Genomic DNA, 15548 nt, shown 5'->3' with positions numbered 1-15548 from the left:
CGCCGAGCATCCGCTTCGTTGCCCGCCGCGCCCGCTGTGTGACAGCACCAGGTGGCAGCATCGGGGGGTTGGGTTCCTCACAGTCCGCGAGCTCGAGTGTGGAGGAATTCGTCGGATCATGGCATTGTTGAAGCCGAGACCGGGACCGGACTATTAGGACCTGGCTCGTCTACAGAAGGTTTTGAAATGGCTCAGGGCATTGTGAAGTGGTTCAACAGCGAGAAGGGCTTCGGCTTCATCGCACAGGACGGCGGCGGACCCGACGTCTTCGTGCACTACTCGGCTGTTAGCGGCTCGGGCTTCCGCTCCCTCGACGAGGGTCAGCGTGTGGAGTTCGAGATCGGTCAGGGTCAGAAGGGCCCGCAGGCTCAGGACGTCCGCGTCCTCTGATTCTGCGCTTGACCAGCGTACGAACGTGAAGCTCCGCACCAGTAGGTGCGGAGTTTCTGCTATCTGGGGGCCAACGCCTCCGCCCGGAAGAACTCGTCGGTCACGGCGCGCGCCGCCGTCAGGTCCCGCGGCCCGCGCGCGACGAACTCCGCGGTCGCCACGCCGAACTCGGCGGTGATGAAATCGGTGATCAGGCGCGGCGGCTCGCCCGACCCCATCTCCCTGGTCCTGGACTTGAGCGCGGTCAGCTCGCCGATCGCGGCGACCAGGTCGGCGGGCAGCTCGCACTCGGCCAGCAGCGTCGGCAGGTGCATCGGCGCCACCGCCGCGCCGGGGTGCTCACGCAGCCAGCGCAGCGCCATCGCCGGGCGCAGCGAGTAGAACACCTTCTTCAAGCCGCCGTTGCGCTCGAACAGCGCCCACTGGCGCGCGCCCAGGTGCAGATAGTGCCGGGCGATCCGGTCGCGATCGGCCACCTGGTGGGCCACCTCGCGCAGCCGGGCGCGAAACGCCTCGTCGCCGCGATAGACGATGGGTGACATCAGCCACTCCACCAGCACCGCGTTGCCCCGCACCAGCAGGCGCAGGGCCTTGGCCAGGTCCCAGCCGTTCACGTCCAGCAGTCCCAGCAGCGGGGTCTCGATGACATCGCGGGTCGTCCACGGCGACAGATAGGTCTCGAGGCTCGCCACGTAGACGAAACGGCAGTCGTAGTCGGAGTCCGGTGAGGGGAAACCCCAAGCCCGGCTGCCGCTTTCGATGGCCAGGCGGATCGCTACGCCGTGCTCGGCCGCCACCCGGTCGAGCTCGGCGTCGACGGCGGCCACGACGGCCGGATCCATCGAGTCGGGGACGGTGCGCAAGGACATGGCGTGATGGTAGGCGGGGCGACGCCCAGGGTTCACCCGGTTTTTGGCAGGGGGGTAAGGGCATCCGAACCCCGGCGACTATTCTGGTCGGCGGTAACTGCCGACCCCCTTTCTTCCCCAGGAGTACCCCACAGTGAGCCAAGCAGGCCGTCCTGTAGTTCTGATCGCCGACAAGCTCGCCCAGTCGACCGTCGACGCGCTCGGTGACGGTGTCGAGGTTCGCTGGGTCGACGGCCCCGACCGCCCGGCGCTGCTCGCCGCGGTCCCCGAGGCCGACGCGCTGCTCGTGCGCTCCGCCACCACTGTCGACGCCGAGGTGCTCGAGGCGGGCAAGAAGCTCCAGATCGTCGCCCGCGCCGGCGTCGGCCTCGACAACGTCGACGTGCCCGCCGCCACCGAGCGTGGCGTGATGGTCGTCAACGCGCCGACCTCCAACATCCACACCGCCGCCGAGCACGCCGTCACCCTGCTGCTCGCCGCCGCCCGCCAGATCCCGGCGGCCGACGCGACCCTGCGCGAGAAGACCTGGAAGCGCAGCAAGTTCAACGGCGTCGAGATCCTCGGCAAGACCGTCGGCGTCATCGGCCTCGGCCGCATCGGCCAGCTGTTCGCGCAGCGTCTGGCGGCCTTCGAGACCAAGATCGTCGCCTACGACCCCTACACCTCGCCCGCGCGCGCCGCCCAGCTGGGCATCGAGCTGCTGAGCCTGGAAGAGGTGCTCGAGCGCGCCGACTTCATCTCCATCCACCTGCCGAAGACGCCCGAGACCAAGGGCATGCTCAACGCCGAGACGCTGGCCAAGACCAAGCCGGGCGTCATCATCGTCAACGCCGCCCGCGGTGGCCTGATCGACGAGCAGGCGCTGGCCGACGCCATCAAGTCGGGCCACGTGCGCGCCGCCGGCCTGGACGTGTTCGAGACCGAGCCGTGCACCGACAGCCCGCTGTTCGACCTGCCCGAGGTCGTCGTGACCCCGCACCTGGGTGCCTCCACCGCCGAGGCCCAGGACCGCGCAGGCACCGATGTCGCCAAGTCGGTGCTGCTGGCGCTGGCCGGTGAGTTCGTGCCGGGTGCGGTGAACGTCACCGGTGGCGCGGTCAACGATGTCGTCGCGCCGTGGCTGGATGTCGTGCGCAAGCAGGGCGCGCTGCTCGGCGCCATCGCCAACGAGCTGCCCGTCAGCGTCGAGGTGCAGGTGCGCGGCGAGCTGGCCTCGCAGGATGTGGCCGTGCTGGAGCTGTCCGCGCTGCGCGGGGTGTTCTCGGCGCTGGTCGAGGACCAGGTCACCTTCGTCAACGCCCCGGCGCTGGCCAAGGAGCGCGGCATCACCGCCGAGGTCACCACGGCCACCGAGAGCCCGAACCACCGCAGCGTCGTCGACCTGCGCGCCGTGTTCGGCGACGGCTCGACCCTGAACGTGGCCGGCACGCTGACCGAGCCGAACCTGGTCGAGAAGATCGTCAACATCAACGGCCGCAACTACGACATGCGCGCCGAGGGCCTGAACCTGGCCGTGCTGAACTACGGCGACAAGCCGGGCGCGCTGGGCAAGATCGGCACCAAGCTGGGCGAGGCCGAGATCGACATCCTGGCCGCGCAGCTGAGCCAGGACGTCGACGCCGAGGGCGCCACCGTGGTGCTGCGCGTCAACCGCGAGGTGCCCGCCGAGGTGCAGTCCGCGATCGCCGAGGCCGTCGGCGCCGCCAAGGTCGTCCTGGTCGACCTGGCCTGAATTATCGGAGCGCTGGCGCGCTCGAGGTCGCGGACTGTGTTTGTTGGAGCGCTGGCGCGCTCGAGGTCGCGGCCTCTCGGTCCCGGGGGGGGGGGGGGGGGGGGTGGGGGGGGGGCGGCGGGGGGGCCCCCCCCGGCGGGGGGGGGGGGGCCGGCCCGCCCCGCGCCGCTGCGCGGCGGGACCTTCCTCGAGGTCGGGTCGTGCGGGTTGCGTGGGGCGGGGCGGGATTGCCCCACCGCGCCCGGTGCGGGGGAGCAGGGGCAGGGACGCCGCGTAGCGTGGCGATGTTCGACGGATGACCGTCATCGTTCTGATTGGAGTCGGAAACTCATGAAGCTTGCAGTCATCGCCGGTGACGGCATCGGGCCCGAGGTCATCGCCGAGGCGCTGAAGGTGCTCGACGTGGTGGTGCCCGGTGTCGAGAAGACCGAGTACGACCTGGGCGCCGCACGCTACCACCGCACCGGCGAGATCCTGCCGGAGTCGGTGCTGCCCGAGCTCAAGCAGCACGACGCGATCCTGCTCGGCGCGATCGGCGACCCGTCGGTCCCCAGCGGTGTGCTCGAGCGCGGTCTGCTGCTCAAGACCCGCTTCGCGCTCGACCACCACGTGAACCTGCGCCCGTCGCGGCTGTACCCGGGTGTCACCAGCCCGTTGGCCGGTAACCCCGACATCGACTTCGTGGTCGTACGTGAGGGCACCGAGGGCCCCTACACCGGCACCGGCGGCGCGATCCGCGTCGAGACTCCGCACGAGGTCGCGACCGAGGTCTCGACCAACACCCGCTTCGGCATCGAGCGTGTCGTGCGCTACGCCTTCGCGACCGCGCAGGCGCGCCGCAAGCACCTGACCCTGGTGCACAAGAACAATGTGCTCACCTTCGCGGGGTCGCTGTGGCAGCGCACCGTGAACGAGGTCGCCGCCGAGTTCCCCGAGGTGCAGACCGCCTACCAGCACATCGATGCCGCCACCATCCACATGGTGACCGATCCGGGCCGCTTCGACGTGATCGTCACCGACAACCTGTTCGGCGACATCATCACCGACCTGGCCGCCGCCGTCAGCGGTGGCATCGGCCTGGCCGCCTCGGGCAACATCGATGCCTCGGGTGTCAACCCGTCGATGTTCGAGCCGGTCCACGGCAGTGCCCCCGACATCGCGGGCCAGTCCAAGGCCGACCCGACCGCCGCGATCCTGTCGGTCTCGCTGCTGCTCACCCACCTCGGCAACACCGAGGGCGCGGCCCGCATCGAGTCCGCCGTCGCCAAGGACCTGGCCTCGCGCACCGGGACCGCCTCCACCGTCGAGGTCGGCGACCGGATCGCCGCCATCGTCTGAGGACAGCAACGACCGAAGGCCCGTCCCGGTTTTGCGGGGCGGGCCTTCGCGTTGGGTGGACATTCGCTGTTATGTTGTGCCGCAGCATATTTCGATTTCGTGAAAAATGCTGCGGCACAGCTACTTTCCGGTGACCCGCGGGACCAGGGGAACAGCCGCGGCGGCGGCGATGGCGGCTACGGCGAAAGCGGCGGGGAAGCCGGTGGCGGTGATCAGGAGGCCGAAGACCGGTGGGACAGCGGCGATGGCGAGGTTCTGGCCGGTGTTCTGGACGCCCAGGCCGCGACCGCTCCAGAACGGGCCCGCGATCTCGGCGACGGCGGTGAAGGCCAGGCCGTTGTCCGACACCGAGATCACCGAGGCGGCGACCATCAGCGGGACGGCCGCCCACCACCAGTCGGTCCAGGCGGTGACGGTCAGCGCGGCCATCACGACGACGGCGGCGACGGCCACCCGGCGCAACGGGCCCAGCCTGCTGCCGACCCGGTCGGACCAGGCGCCCGCGCCGATCCGCCCGGCGGCGCCCAGGAATTGGGTGGCCGTCATCAGCGCGCCCGCGGCCGCCAGCGACCAGCCCAGGTCGCGGTGCAGCCACAGCAGGGCGAAGGTCCACAGGGTCGCCTGCGGGACGACCAGCAGGATCGATACGGCGTGGATGCGCCACAGGGTGGAATCGCCACGGTAGGGGTTGGCGCGGTCGGCTGCCTCGGCGGGCGGGCGCGGCGGGTCGACGATGCCGACCAGACAGCCGAGCGCGGCGATGCCGGCCATCAGCGCGGGCACCAGCAGTGCGGCGGGGATGCCGTGGTGCGCGGCGACCCACGGGATGCTCAGCGCGGCCAGGCCGACGCCCAGCGGCTGCGCGGTCTGGCGGATGCCCATGGCCAGGCCGCGCCGGTCCGGCGGGAACCAGCCGACGATCACCCGTCCGCTCGCGCCGTTGGAGCTGGCCGCGCCGACGCCGCCCAGGAACAGCAGCGCGCCGAAGGCGATCGGATCGTTTACCACCGCGGCGGCGACGCCGGCCACGAACATCAGCGCCGTGCCCGCCACCAGCACGATCCGCTCACCGATCCGGTCGACGACATAGCCCCACGCGATCAGCGTGCACACCAGGCCGACGGTCGGCAGGGCGACCAGCGCACCGGCGGCGGCCAGCGAATCTCCCCGGGCCGTCAGCGCGGGCAGCAGGAACGGGGTGCCGTGGATGAAGATCGAACTCGAGGTCTGCGCGAAGACGCCGAGGGCGAGCATCAGCCAGCGTCTGCCGTCGCTCATCCTGGTCGTCTCGGCCGTCGGCCGCACCTCTGTCACGATTCTCACCTCGCCGGGTTGCACTATTGCATCTCAATATTTGAGATGGATGTCTCATTTGGTGAACATCTGGACTCACGGTACACCCGTGACCGTTGAATGGCGCCCTCCGCTTCGGTGTCTGACAGATCACAATCGGCGGTCCCGGCGCGGGTGGCGAATGTCGTAGGCGGGCAGCGCCTTCGAATCACAGTGGTGTGAGCTTTCCCGCATTCCGAGCGCGGGCGCATGACCGCCGCTGTGCCGCATCCCGGGCGCGTTCGGGCAGGTGGGCGTGTCTCGATAGACTCCGGGGCATGCGCTTAGGTCGAGTTGCCAGTCCCGATGGAGTCGCGTTCGTCAGCATCGAAGGTGACGGCAGCGATGCCACCGCCAAGGAGATCGCCGAACACCCGTTCGGTTCGCCGACGTTCACCGGCCGGAGCTGGCCGCTGGCCGATGTCCGCCTGCTGGCCCCGATTCTGGCGAGCAAGGTGATCTGCGTCGGCAAGAACTACGCCGCGCACGCGGCCGAGATGGGCGGCGAGGCGCCCGCCGATCCGGTCATCTTCCTGAAGCCGAACACCGCGATCGTCGGCCCGAACGCCCCGATCATCCTGCCGCCCAGCTCTTCCCAGGTCGACTACGAGGGCGAGCTGGCCGTGGTGATCGGCCGTCCGTGTAAGGATGTGCCCGCCGCCAAGGCCGCCGAGGTCATCCTGGGCTACACCGTCGCCAACGATGTCACCGCCCGTGACCAGCAGCGCCACGACGGGCAGTGGACCAGGGGCAAGGGCTACGACACGTTCTGCCCGCTCGGCCCGTGGATCGAAACCGCCATCGATCCAAGCGATCTGGAGATCGTCACCGAGGTCGAGGGCGAGGTCCGCCAGCGCAGCCGCACGTCGCTGTTCCTGCACGATATCCCCAAGATCATCGAATGGGTGTCGACCGTGATGACCCTGCTGCCCGGTGACGTGATCCTCACCGGCACACCGGAAGGCGTCGGCCCGCTGCGGGCCGGGCAGAACGTGTCGGTCACCGTCGAGGGCATCGGCACCCTCACCAATCCTGTTGCCACCAAGCGCTGATACCGCGGAGAGAGAGTCATGACTGAAGTACGGGTCCGTTTCTGCCCGTCGCCGACCGGCACGCCGCACGTCGGCCTGATCCGCACGGCACTGTTCAACTGGGCGTACGCGCGCCACCACGGCGGCAGCTTCGTCTTCCGCATCGAGGACACCGACGCCGCACGCGATTCCGAGGAGTCCTACCGGGCGATCCTGGACGCGCTGCGCTGGCTGGGCCTGACCTGGGACGAGGGCCCCGAGGTCGGCGGCCCCTACGAGCCGTACCGGCAGTCGCTGCGCCGCGATCAGCACCTCGAGGTCGTGCGCAAGCTGGTCGAGGCGGGCGAGGCCTACGAGTCCTTCTCCACCCCGGACGAGGTCGAGGCGCGCCATCGCGCGGCCGGTCGCGACCCGAAACTGGGCTACGACAACTTCGATCGCGACCTCACCGCCGAGCAGATCGCGGCCTACAAGGCCGAGGGCAGGCCCGCGGTGATCCGGCTGCGGATGCCCGACGAAGATCTCAGCTGGAACGATCTGGTGCGCGGGGAAACCACGTTCAAAGCCGGCACGGTGCCCGATTTCGCGCTCACCCGCGGTAGCGGTGATCCGCTCTACACGCTGGTGAATCCGGTCGACGACGCGCTGATGAAGATCACCCATGTGCTGCGCGGTGAGGATCTGCTGTCCTCGACCCCGCGCCAGCTCGCGTTGTACGCGGCGCTGCAGCGTATCGGGGTCGCGGAGTTCACCCCGGAGTTCGGTCATCTGCCGTTCGTGATGGGTCAGGGCAACAAGAAGCTGTCCAAGCGCGACCCGGAATCGAATCTGTTCGTCCACCGGGATCGGGGATTCGTCCCCGAGGGTTTGCTGAATTACCTGGCCCTGCTCGGCTGGAGTATCGCCGAGGACCGCGACGTGTTCTCCATGGCCGAGATGGTGGCCGCGTTCGACATTTCGACGGTCAATTCCAATCCGGCCCGATTCGACCAGAAGAAAGCCGACGCGATCAATGCCGAGCAGATTCGTTTGCTCGAGCCGGGTGATTTCGGCCACCGTTTGCGGGAGTTCCTGACCGCGCAGGGCCATATCGGCGCCGAAATCGACGAGAAGATCTTCCTCGCCGCGGCCGAACTGGTGCAGACCCGCATCGTCGTGCTCGGCGACGCCTGGGACCTGCTGAAATTCCTGTTCGTGGCGCCCGAGGAGTTCGCGATCGACCAGGCCGCCGGCGCCAAGAATCTCGGCGCCGAGGCCGACCCCGTGCTCGACGCCGCCATCGCCGCCGTGGAACCGCTGGCCGAGTGGACCACCCCGGCCCTGGAAGAGGCCCTGAAGAAGGCGCTGATCGACGATCTGGGGCTCAAGCCGCGCAAGGCGTTCGCGCCGGTGCGCGTCGCGGTGACGGGCTCGCACATCAGCCCGCCGCTCTACGAGTCGATGGAGCTGCTCGGCCGCGCGGTCTCGCTCGACCGGCTCCGCGCCGCCCGTGGCTGGGTGCCCGCCGCGCAGTGAGTGCGTTCCGGGGCGGTGTCCGCACCGCCCCGGAAGGGTCAAAACAGCTGAAAATGGGCTTCTGACCAGGCGATTTGTAGTTTACCCCACTGTGTTTGGTAATCTTCTCCTCGCCGCGGAACACGGCCTCGCAACACCGACAACCAGCCGGTGAAACGGAGGCCGAGCGTTTCCATCCTTGGGGTATGGTGTAATTGGCAACACAGCTGATTCTGGTTCAGCCATTCTAGGTTCGAGTCCTGGTACCCCAGCAAGATTTCACTTCGGTGAGATCATCCTGGCCCCGTCGTCTAGCGGCCTAGGACGCCGCCCTCTCAAGGCGGTAGCGCGGGTTCAAATCCCGTCGGGGCTACAAAGAAAGACCCCCGGTCGAATTCGACCGGGGGTCTTCTTCGTTCACAGCCGCTTGTGCAGCGCCTCGGCGGCGGCGACCAGATCGGCCGCCCAGCGCGCGCCCGGCCGCCTGCCCATCCGATCGATCGGGCCCGACACCGACACCGCGGCCACCACGACGCCCGCCGCGTCACGCACCGGCGCCGAGACGCTCGCCACGCCCTGCGCGCGTTCGGCGGCACTCTGCGCCCAGCCGCGCTTGCGGACCTCGGCCAGCGCGCGATCGCCGAACACCGCGTCGGCCAGGACGGTGCGCTGGAGCTCCGGGTCCGCCCACGCCATCAGGACCTTGGCCGCCGAGCCCGCGGTGAGCGGGAGCCGGGAGCCGACGGGCACGGTGTCGCGCAGGCCGACGGGCGGCTCCAGCGCGGCCACGCAGACGCGCGCGTTGCCGTCGCGGCAGTACAACTGGACGCTCTCGCCGGTGATCTCCCGCAGCCGGGGCAGAATGGCCCCTGCGGCCTCCACCAGTGGATCGGCGGCCCCCGCCGATAGTTCGGTGAGCGCGGGGCCGGGACGCCACAGCCCGTTGCCGTCACGTGCCAGCAGCCGGTGCGTCTCCAGCCCGACCGCCAGCCGGTGCGCCGTGGCGCGGGGCAGGCCGGTGCGGGTGCACAGGTCGTTGAGACCGCATGGCTCGTCCGCGACGGCGTAGAGCACCGCCACGGCTTTGTCGAGGACCCCGATACCGCTATGCTGTCTCATAGAACGATACTAACGTCTCATATCTTGAGATTCCAAGTATGTCCGTCGAAAGGTGATCAAGCAATGGCCGAGCGCGCCCGCACACTGGCCGAGAAGGTGTGGGAACAGCACGTCGTCGTCCCTGGCGAAGGCGAAGGTTCCTCCCGCGAACCCGACCTGATCTACATCGATCTGCACCTCGTGCACGAGGTGACCAGCCCGCAGGCCTTCGACGGGCTCCGCGCGGCGGGCCGTCCGGTGCGCAGGCCCGATCTCACCATCGCGACCGAGGACCACAACGTCCCCACCGTCGACATCGACAAGCCGATCGCCGACCCGATCTCGCGCACCCAGGTCGAGACGCTGCGGCGCAACTGCGCCGAGTTCGGCGTGCGCCTGCACCCGATGGGCGACGTCGAGCAGGGCATCGTGCACGTGGTCGGCCCGCAGCTCGGCCTGACCCAGCCGGGCATGACCGTGGTCTGCGGTGACAGTCACACCTCCACGCACGGCGCGTTCGGCGCGCTGGCGATGGGCATCGGCACCAGCGAGGTCGAGCACGTGCTGGCCACCCAGACGCTGTCGCTGCGCCCGTTCAAGACCATGGCCATCACCGTCGACGGGGAATTGGCGCCCGGCGTCACGAGCAAGGACCTGATCCTGGCCGTGATCGCCCAGATCGGCACCGGCGGCGGTCAGGGCTATGTGCTGGAGTACCGCGGCGAGGCGATCCGCAAGCTGTCGATGGAAGCGCGGATGACCATCTGCAACATGTCCATCGAGGCGGGTGCCCGCGCGGGCATGATCGCCCCGGACGCGGTGACCTACGAATTCCTGAAGGGCCGCCCGCACGCGCCCCAGGGCGCCGACTGGGACGCCGCGGTGGCCGCCTGGGAGGCGCTGAAGACCGACGAGGGCGCGGTTTTCGACGCCGAGGTCCACATCGACGCGAACCAGCTGACCCCGTTCGTCACCTGGGGCACCAACCCCGGTCAGGGCCTGCCGCTGGGCGCGAACGTGCCGGATCCGGCCCAGATCGCCGATGAGAGCGAGCGCGAGGCCGCCGAGAAGGCCTTGCGCTACATGGACCTGACGCCGGGAATGCCGCTGCGTGAGGTCACCGTCGACACCGTTTTCGTCGGTTCCTGCACCAACGGCCGGATCGAGGATTTGCGGGCCGTCGCCGATGTGCTGAAGGGCCGCCACGTGGCCGACGGCGTGCGAATGCTGGTCGTTCCCGGCTCGATGAAGGTGCGCGTCCAGGCGGAAAAAGAAGGACTCGGCGAGATTTTCACCGCCGCCGGCGCGGAATGGCGCCAGGCGGGCTGCTCGATGTGCCTGGGCATGAATCCCGATCAGCTCGAGCCGGGCCAGCGCTGCGCGTCGACGTCGAACCGCAATTTCGAAGGCAGGCAGGGCAAGGGTGGCCGTACGCACCTGGTCTCGCCCCTGGTCGCGGCCGCCACGGCGGTCCGCGGCACCCTGTCCTCGCCCGCCGATCTGGCCTGAGCGCCCCGACCACCACGATCGAAGGAGAATCGTTATGGAAGCCTTCACTGTTCACAAAGGCATCGGGGTCCCGCTGCGCCGGTCCAATGTCGACACCGACCAGATCATCCCGGCCGTTTACCTGAAGCGGGTGACCCGCACTGGTTTCGAGGACGGCTTGTTCGCCGGTTGGCGGGCCGATCCGGACTTCATTCTGAACACCGAGCCGTACAGCCACGGCAGCGTGCTGGTGGCCGGGCCGGATTTCGGTACCGGGTCCTCCCGGGAGCACGCCGTGTGGGCGCTGTCGGACTACGGCTTTCGGGTGGTCATCTCGTCGCGTTTCGCCGACATCTTCCGCGGGAATGCGGGGAAGGGCGGCCTGTTGGCCGCGCAGATGTCACAGAACGATGTCGAAATGCTGTGGAAGCTGATCGAGGAACAGCCCGGCCTCGAATTGGTTGTCGACCTGACCGCGCGCACCGTGACGGCGGGAACCGTCGTGTTGCCGTTCGATATTGACGACTACACCCGGTGGCGTCTGCTGGAGGGTTTGGACGACATCGGCCTCACGCTGCGGCGGGCCGACGTCATCGGCGAGTTCGAAAAGGGAAGGCCGTCATGGAAACCCGTGACGCTGCCGGAGCCTATTTCGCAGGCGTAATCACCTGGGACGCTTAGTGGCGCTTCCCTGGGGGCGGTAGCTGGACGTGTGCTAAACCACATGAATTTTGGCGTGGCACATAGACTCTTGCTCAAACTGGGTTTACCGTGGTACCTAGTCGGTCCGACGACGGGCCATTAGTCTGCGGAGGATTCAATGAACAAGGCGGAACTGATCGACGTTCTGACCGAAAAGTTGGGTACGGACAGGCGCACGGCAACTGCGGCTGTCGAGAACGTGGTCGATACCATCGTTCGCGCCGTGCACAAAGGTCAAAGCGTCACCATCACCGGATTCGGTGTGTTCGAACAGCGCAAGCGTGCCCCCAGGGTTGCCCGCAACCCGCGTACCGGGGAAACCGTGAAGGTGAAGGCGACTTCGGTGCCTGCCTTCCGGCCGGGCGCTCAGTTCAAGGCGGTGATCGCGGGTAAGCAGAAGCTGGCCGCGTCCGGCCCTGCCGTCAAGCGTGGCGTGAACGCCCCGGTGGCGGCGAAGAAGGCGGCAGCCAAGAAGACGGCGGCCAAGAAGACCGCCGCCAAGAAGGCGACGCCGTCGAAGGGTCCGGCCAAGACCACCGCCCGTAAGGCAGCCACCAAGGCACCCGCCGCCAAGAAGACCACCACGACGGCGGCGAAGAAGGCCACCGCCGCCAAGAAGACCACGGCGGCAAAGAAAGTGACCGCGGCCAAGAAGGCTCCGGCCAAGAAGGTCACGGCGGCCAAGAAGACCACGGCCGCCAAGACCACCGCGGCCAAGACCACCGCCGCCAAGAAGGCTCCTGCCAAGAAGACTGCTGCGAAGAAGACAGCCACCCGTCGTGCTCGTTGATCCCGCCGCAGCGGGATCGGGTCGGGGAATGTGCACGTAGGCCGCATCACCCACCACTGGACCGAGAACGGCCCCGGGAATCCGGGGCCGTTTCGGCTGTTTCGGGGCGGTGCGGGCGACTCAGGTGGTGACGATTCCCGCCGAGAGCGACCGGTCCATATGGTCGGCCGCGACCAATCGGTCCGCGACGAACGACAATGCCCAGACGCTGCCCTTGCGATTGCGCGCGGGCGGCAGGGTGAGCCCGCCCTGCTCGGCGAGCCACTGCGTCAGATCCGGAATCACCCCGCCCTGACTGCACACCACCGGCACACCCCGATCCGTTACCAACGACAGAAATCGTTGCCGTGCGGCGCTTTTCGCTGAATCGTAACCTTGCTCGGAAAACATTGGCTCGCAATTGATTTCGGCGTTCAACTGTTCTGCCAACGGGGTCACGGTTTGGATACAGCGCAGCGGATCGGCCGAATGGATCTCGGAGGGGCCGAACGCCAGCAGATTCGGTGTCAATGCCTTCGCCTGCTGCTCGCCGGCGGGCTCGAGCGGGCGCAACTCGTCGGGTCCGTCGAAACGCGAGCGCTTGCCTGCCTTGGCATGGCGGACCAGCAGTACCGTGTTCGTCCGGGCGGGCAGCCGGGCGAAAATCCGGACGACCTGGCGGTCCATCGGATACGACAGCTGATCCATCACCCGGTCGAGCGGGTACCAGCGCAGCTGGTCGACCTCGGCGTTGACGGCGAACTCGCCCACCGCCGCCTCGGCGGCCCAGTAGTCGACCCGCTTGAGCTGACGATGGCCGGGGATCGGATAGGTGACGTGCCCGAGATAGCGACCGAGGGTGCACGGCAGCCCGGTCTCCTCGCCGACTTCGCGCACCGCGGCGATCACCGGGGTCTCGCCGGGGTCGAGCTTGCCCTTGGGCAGCGACCAGTCGCCGTACTTGGGCCGGTGGATCACGGCGATCTCCGGTCCTGCGGCGCCGTCGCGCCACAGGACCGCGCCCGCGGCATGGATGTTGGGTCGAACCCGGGGGTCGTGCATCGCGGTCTGTACGCCCTCGCTCACGGCTGATCGGGACGACGCAGTCGCATCAGGAACTGCTGGTGGTCGCGCACCTGATCGGCGTCGGCGTCGGTCGGGCTGGCCTGCCAGGTGCCGTCCGGGCCGAGGACCCAACAGCGGGTCATCGGGTCGAGCGCCGAATCGAACACCACGGCCAGCTGTTCGACCAGGCGTGGATCCTTCACCTGGACCATGACCTCGACGCGGCGGTCGAGATTGCGGTGCATCATGTCGGCGCTGCCGATCCAGGTCTGCTCCTGCGCGCGGAACTCGATCACCCTGGAGTGCTCCAGGAACCGGCCCAGGATCGAGCGCACCTCGATGTTCTCGCTCAGGCCGGGCACGCCGGGGCGCAGGCCGCAGATGCCGCGCACGACGATTTGCACCGGCACACCGGCCTGGGACGCCCGGTACAGCGCGTCGATGATCTGCTCGTCGACGATCGCGTTGGCCTTGAGCCGGATCCGGGCGTCGAAGCCCTCCCTGGCCAGTTCGATCTCGCGGTCGATCCGTTCGATGATGCCCGCGCGCACGCCGAGCGGGGCGACCATCAGGTTGCGGTAGTCCTCCTTGCGGGAGTACCCGGTCAGCGAGTTGAACAGGTCGGTCAGATCGGCGCCGATCTCCGGTGCGGCGGTGAACAACCCGACGTCCTCGTACAGGCGCGCGGTCTTCGGGTTGTAGTTGCCCGTGCCGATATGGCAGTAGCGGCGGATCGTGGACCCCTCGCGGCGCACCACCAGGCAGGTCTTGCAGTGGGTCTTGAGGCCGATCAGGCCGTAGACCACGTGGACGCCCGCCTGTTCCAGCGCGCGTGCCCATTTGATGTTGGCCTGCTCGTCGAAGCGGGCCTTGATCTCGACCAGCGCGACGACCTGCTTGCCCGCCTCGGCGGCCTCGATCAGCGCGTTGATGATGGGGGAGTCACCGGAGGTGCGGTAGAGCGTCTGCTTGATCGCCAGCACCTGCGGGTCGGCCGCGGCCTGCTCGATGAAGCGCTGCACGCTGGTGGAGAACGAATCGTAGGGGTGGTGCACCAGCACGTCGCCCTCGCGCAGTGCCGCGAAGACGTTGCGCGGGGTCTCGCGTTCGCCGAAGGCCGCGGGGGTGGCCGGAACATACGGCGCGTCCTTGAGATCGGGCCGGTCGACGCCGTAGACCTGCCACAGGCACGACAGATCCAGCAGCCCGGGCACCTGGATGACGTCGCCGGGGTCGACCTCGAGTTCGCGTAGTAGCAACTCCAGCATGTGCTCGGTCATGTCGTCGGAGACCTCGAGCCGCACGGGCTTCCCGAACCGGCGCCGCGCGAGTTCGCGTTCCATCGCCTGCAGCAGGTCCTCGTCGCGGTCCTCGTCGACCTCGAAATCGGCGTTGCGGGTGATCCGGAACGAATGCGTCTCCACCACGGTCAGGCCGGGGAACAGCAGATCCAGGTGCGCGGCGATGAGGTCTTCCATCGGCAGGAACGCCGCGATCGCCGAGGGCGCCTTGGTGCGGCGCACGCGCACGAACCGGTCGACGTTGTCGGGCACTTTCACGCGGGCGAAATGCTCGCCGCCGGTGCCGGTGTCCTTCACCGTGACCGCGAGGTTGAGGCTCAGGCCCGAGATGTAGGGGAACGGGTGGGCCGGGTCGACGGCCAGCGGGGTGAGCACGGGGAACACCTGATCGGTGAAATACCCCGAGAGCCGTTGCCGTTCATCGTCGTCGAGATCGGCCCAGCCGATGAGGTCGATGCCCTCCTCGGCCAGCGCGGGATTCACCTCGTCGAGGAACACGTGCGCGTGGCGCTCGGCGAGTTCCTGGGCGCGGGCGGCGATCATCTCCAGTTGCTCCGACGGGGAGCGGCCGTCGGCGGAGCGCACGGACAGCCCGGTCTCGGCACGGCGTTTCAGGCCGGCGACGCGGACCATGTAGAACTCGTCGAGATTCGAGGCGAAGATCGCCAGGAACTTGGCGCGTTCGAGCAGCGGCAGCGAGGCGTCCTCGGCGAGCGCGAGGACGCGGGCGTTGAAGTCGAGCCAGCTCAGTTCCCGGTTGAGGTAGCGATCCCTGGGCAATCGCTGCGTCGACGGGTCACCGCCCGAGGCGGTGGCGGCCGCAGGTGGCGGGGAAATCGGAGGCTGTTGCTTGATGGTTTCCGTATCGCTCACGCTGTCAATCATCCCCTACGAACCGGGCAGTCCGCAGTATGACGTTGCCGCGTTCGCCCGACCCTG

General features: G+C 68.5%; 13 protein-coding genes and 2 tRNA genes. 10 read left to right on the top strand and 5 right to left on the bottom strand.

Annotated elements, in window-relative coordinates; all coding sequences use genetic code 11:
- The first annotated feature begins 186 nt into the window (after positions 1 to 186).
- Positions 187 to 390 (top strand): cold-shock protein, encoded by a 204-nt coding sequence (locus ACIO52_RS27565; RefSeq protein WP_014987157.1) that lies wholly within the window; start codon positions 187 to 189, stop codon positions 388 to 390.
- A 59-nt stretch (positions 391 to 449) separates the two neighbouring features.
- Here the strand turns inward: ACIO52_RS27565 and ACIO52_RS27560 are convergent, their stop codons facing one another.
- Positions 450 to 1259, bottom strand: a complete 810-nt coding sequence (locus ACIO52_RS27560) for a nucleotidyltransferase domain-containing protein (RefSeq protein WP_342800724.1) — start codon at positions 1257 to 1259, stop codon at positions 450 to 452.
- 133 nt (positions 1260 to 1392) lie between these two features.
- Between ACIO52_RS27560 and serA the strand changes: the two genes are divergently transcribed.
- Together serA and ACIO52_RS27550 are read left to right on the top strand one after the other, a co-directional pair.
- Positions 1393 to 2991 (top strand): phosphoglycerate dehydrogenase, encoded by a 1599-nt coding sequence (gene serA, locus ACIO52_RS27555; protein WP_218719233.1) that lies wholly within the window; start codon positions 1393 to 1395, stop codon positions 2989 to 2991.
- 330 nt (positions 2992 to 3321) lie between these two features.
- Positions 3322 to 4329, top strand: coding sequence for a 3-isopropylmalate dehydrogenase (locus ACIO52_RS27550; protein WP_218719234.1), 1008 nt, complete (start codon positions 3322 to 3324; stop codon positions 4327 to 4329).
- A 120-nt stretch (positions 4330 to 4449) separates the two neighbouring features.
- On the opposite strand, the gene ACIO52_RS27545 is transcribed toward ACIO52_RS27550, so the two are convergent.
- Complete coding sequence (locus ACIO52_RS27545) at positions 4450 to 5607, bottom strand: MFS transporter (protein WP_402647955.1); 1158 nt, start codon at positions 5605 to 5607, stop codon at positions 4450 to 4452.
- Between the two features lie 332 nt (positions 5608 to 5939).
- Between ACIO52_RS27545 and ACIO52_RS27540 the strand changes: the two genes are divergently transcribed.
- The 4 genes from ACIO52_RS27540 to ACIO52_RS27525 all read left to right on the top strand — a co-directional run bounded on the left by ACIO52_RS27540 (position 5940) and on the right by ACIO52_RS27525 (position 8559).
- Positions 5940 to 6713, top strand: coding sequence for a fumarylacetoacetate hydrolase family protein (locus ACIO52_RS27540; RefSeq protein ID WP_218719235.1), 774 nt, complete (start codon positions 5940 to 5942; stop codon positions 6711 to 6713).
- Between the two features lie 18 nt (positions 6714 to 6731).
- Positions 6732 to 8207 (top strand): glutamate--tRNA ligase, encoded by a 1476-nt coding sequence (gene gltX / locus ACIO52_RS27535; RefSeq protein ID WP_402647915.1) that lies wholly within the window; start codon positions 6732 to 6734, stop codon positions 8205 to 8207.
- 179 nt (positions 8208 to 8386) lie between these two features.
- Positions 8387 to 8458 (top strand) — tRNA-Gln (locus ACIO52_RS27530).
- Positions 8459 to 8486: 28 nt separating this feature from the next.
- Positions 8487 to 8559, top strand: a tRNA-Glu gene (locus ACIO52_RS27525).
- A gap of 44 nt (positions 8560 to 8603) precedes the next feature.
- Here the strand turns inward: ACIO52_RS27525 and ACIO52_RS27520 are convergent.
- Positions 8604 to 9305 carry an IclR family transcriptional regulator gene (locus tag ACIO52_RS27520; protein ID WP_218719237.1) on the bottom strand — a complete coding sequence of 234 codons (702 nt, stop codon included), beginning with the start codon at positions 9303 to 9305 and terminating at the stop codon, positions 8604 to 8606.
- 63 nt (positions 9306 to 9368) lie between these two features.
- On the opposite strand from ACIO52_RS27520, the gene leuC reads away from it, so the two are divergent.
- The 3 genes from leuC (at position 9369) to ACIO52_RS27505 (ending at position 12264) form a co-directional block, all read left to right on the top strand.
- Entirely contained in the window at positions 9369 to 10793 is a 1425-nt protein-coding gene (gene leuC, locus ACIO52_RS27515) for a 3-isopropylmalate dehydratase large subunit (RefSeq protein ID WP_316575614.1), read from the top strand.
- A gap of 34 nt (positions 10794 to 10827) precedes the next feature.
- The gene (leuD, locus tag ACIO52_RS27510; RefSeq protein WP_218719239.1) at positions 10828 to 11436 is read left to right on the top strand and encodes a 3-isopropylmalate dehydratase small subunit; all 609 of its coding nucleotides are present in this window, start codon (positions 10828 to 10830) and stop codon (positions 11434 to 11436) included.
- Between the two features lie 156 nt (positions 11437 to 11592).
- Positions 11593 to 12264: an HU family DNA-binding protein gene (locus tag ACIO52_RS27505; protein ID WP_316575613.1), complete on the top strand. Its 672-nt coding sequence runs from the start codon at positions 11593 to 11595 to the stop codon at positions 12262 to 12264.
- Between the two features lie 120 nt (positions 12265 to 12384).
- Here ACIO52_RS27505 and ACIO52_RS27500 read toward each other — a convergent pair whose 3' ends face one another.
- Positions 12385 to 13305, bottom strand: a complete 921-nt coding sequence (locus ACIO52_RS27500) for a bifunctional NUDIX hydrolase/histidine phosphatase family protein (protein ID WP_316576341.1) — start codon at positions 13303 to 13305, stop codon at positions 12385 to 12387.
- A 20-nt stretch (positions 13306 to 13325) separates the two neighbouring features.
- Positions 13326 to 15494, bottom strand: a complete 2169-nt coding sequence (locus ACIO52_RS27495) for an RNA degradosome polyphosphate kinase (RefSeq protein ID WP_316575612.1) — start codon at positions 15492 to 15494, stop codon at positions 13326 to 13328.
- Positions 15495 to 15548: the final 54 nt, after the last annotated feature.

Source organism: Nocardia sp. NPDC087230, assembly GCF_044744725.1.
Classification (GTDB): Bacteria; Actinomycetota; Actinomycetes; order Mycobacteriales; family Mycobacteriaceae; genus Nocardia; species Nocardia canadensis.
Note: the sequence above shows the minus strand (reverse complement) of the source record. Positions and strands in the feature narration are given on the sequence as shown.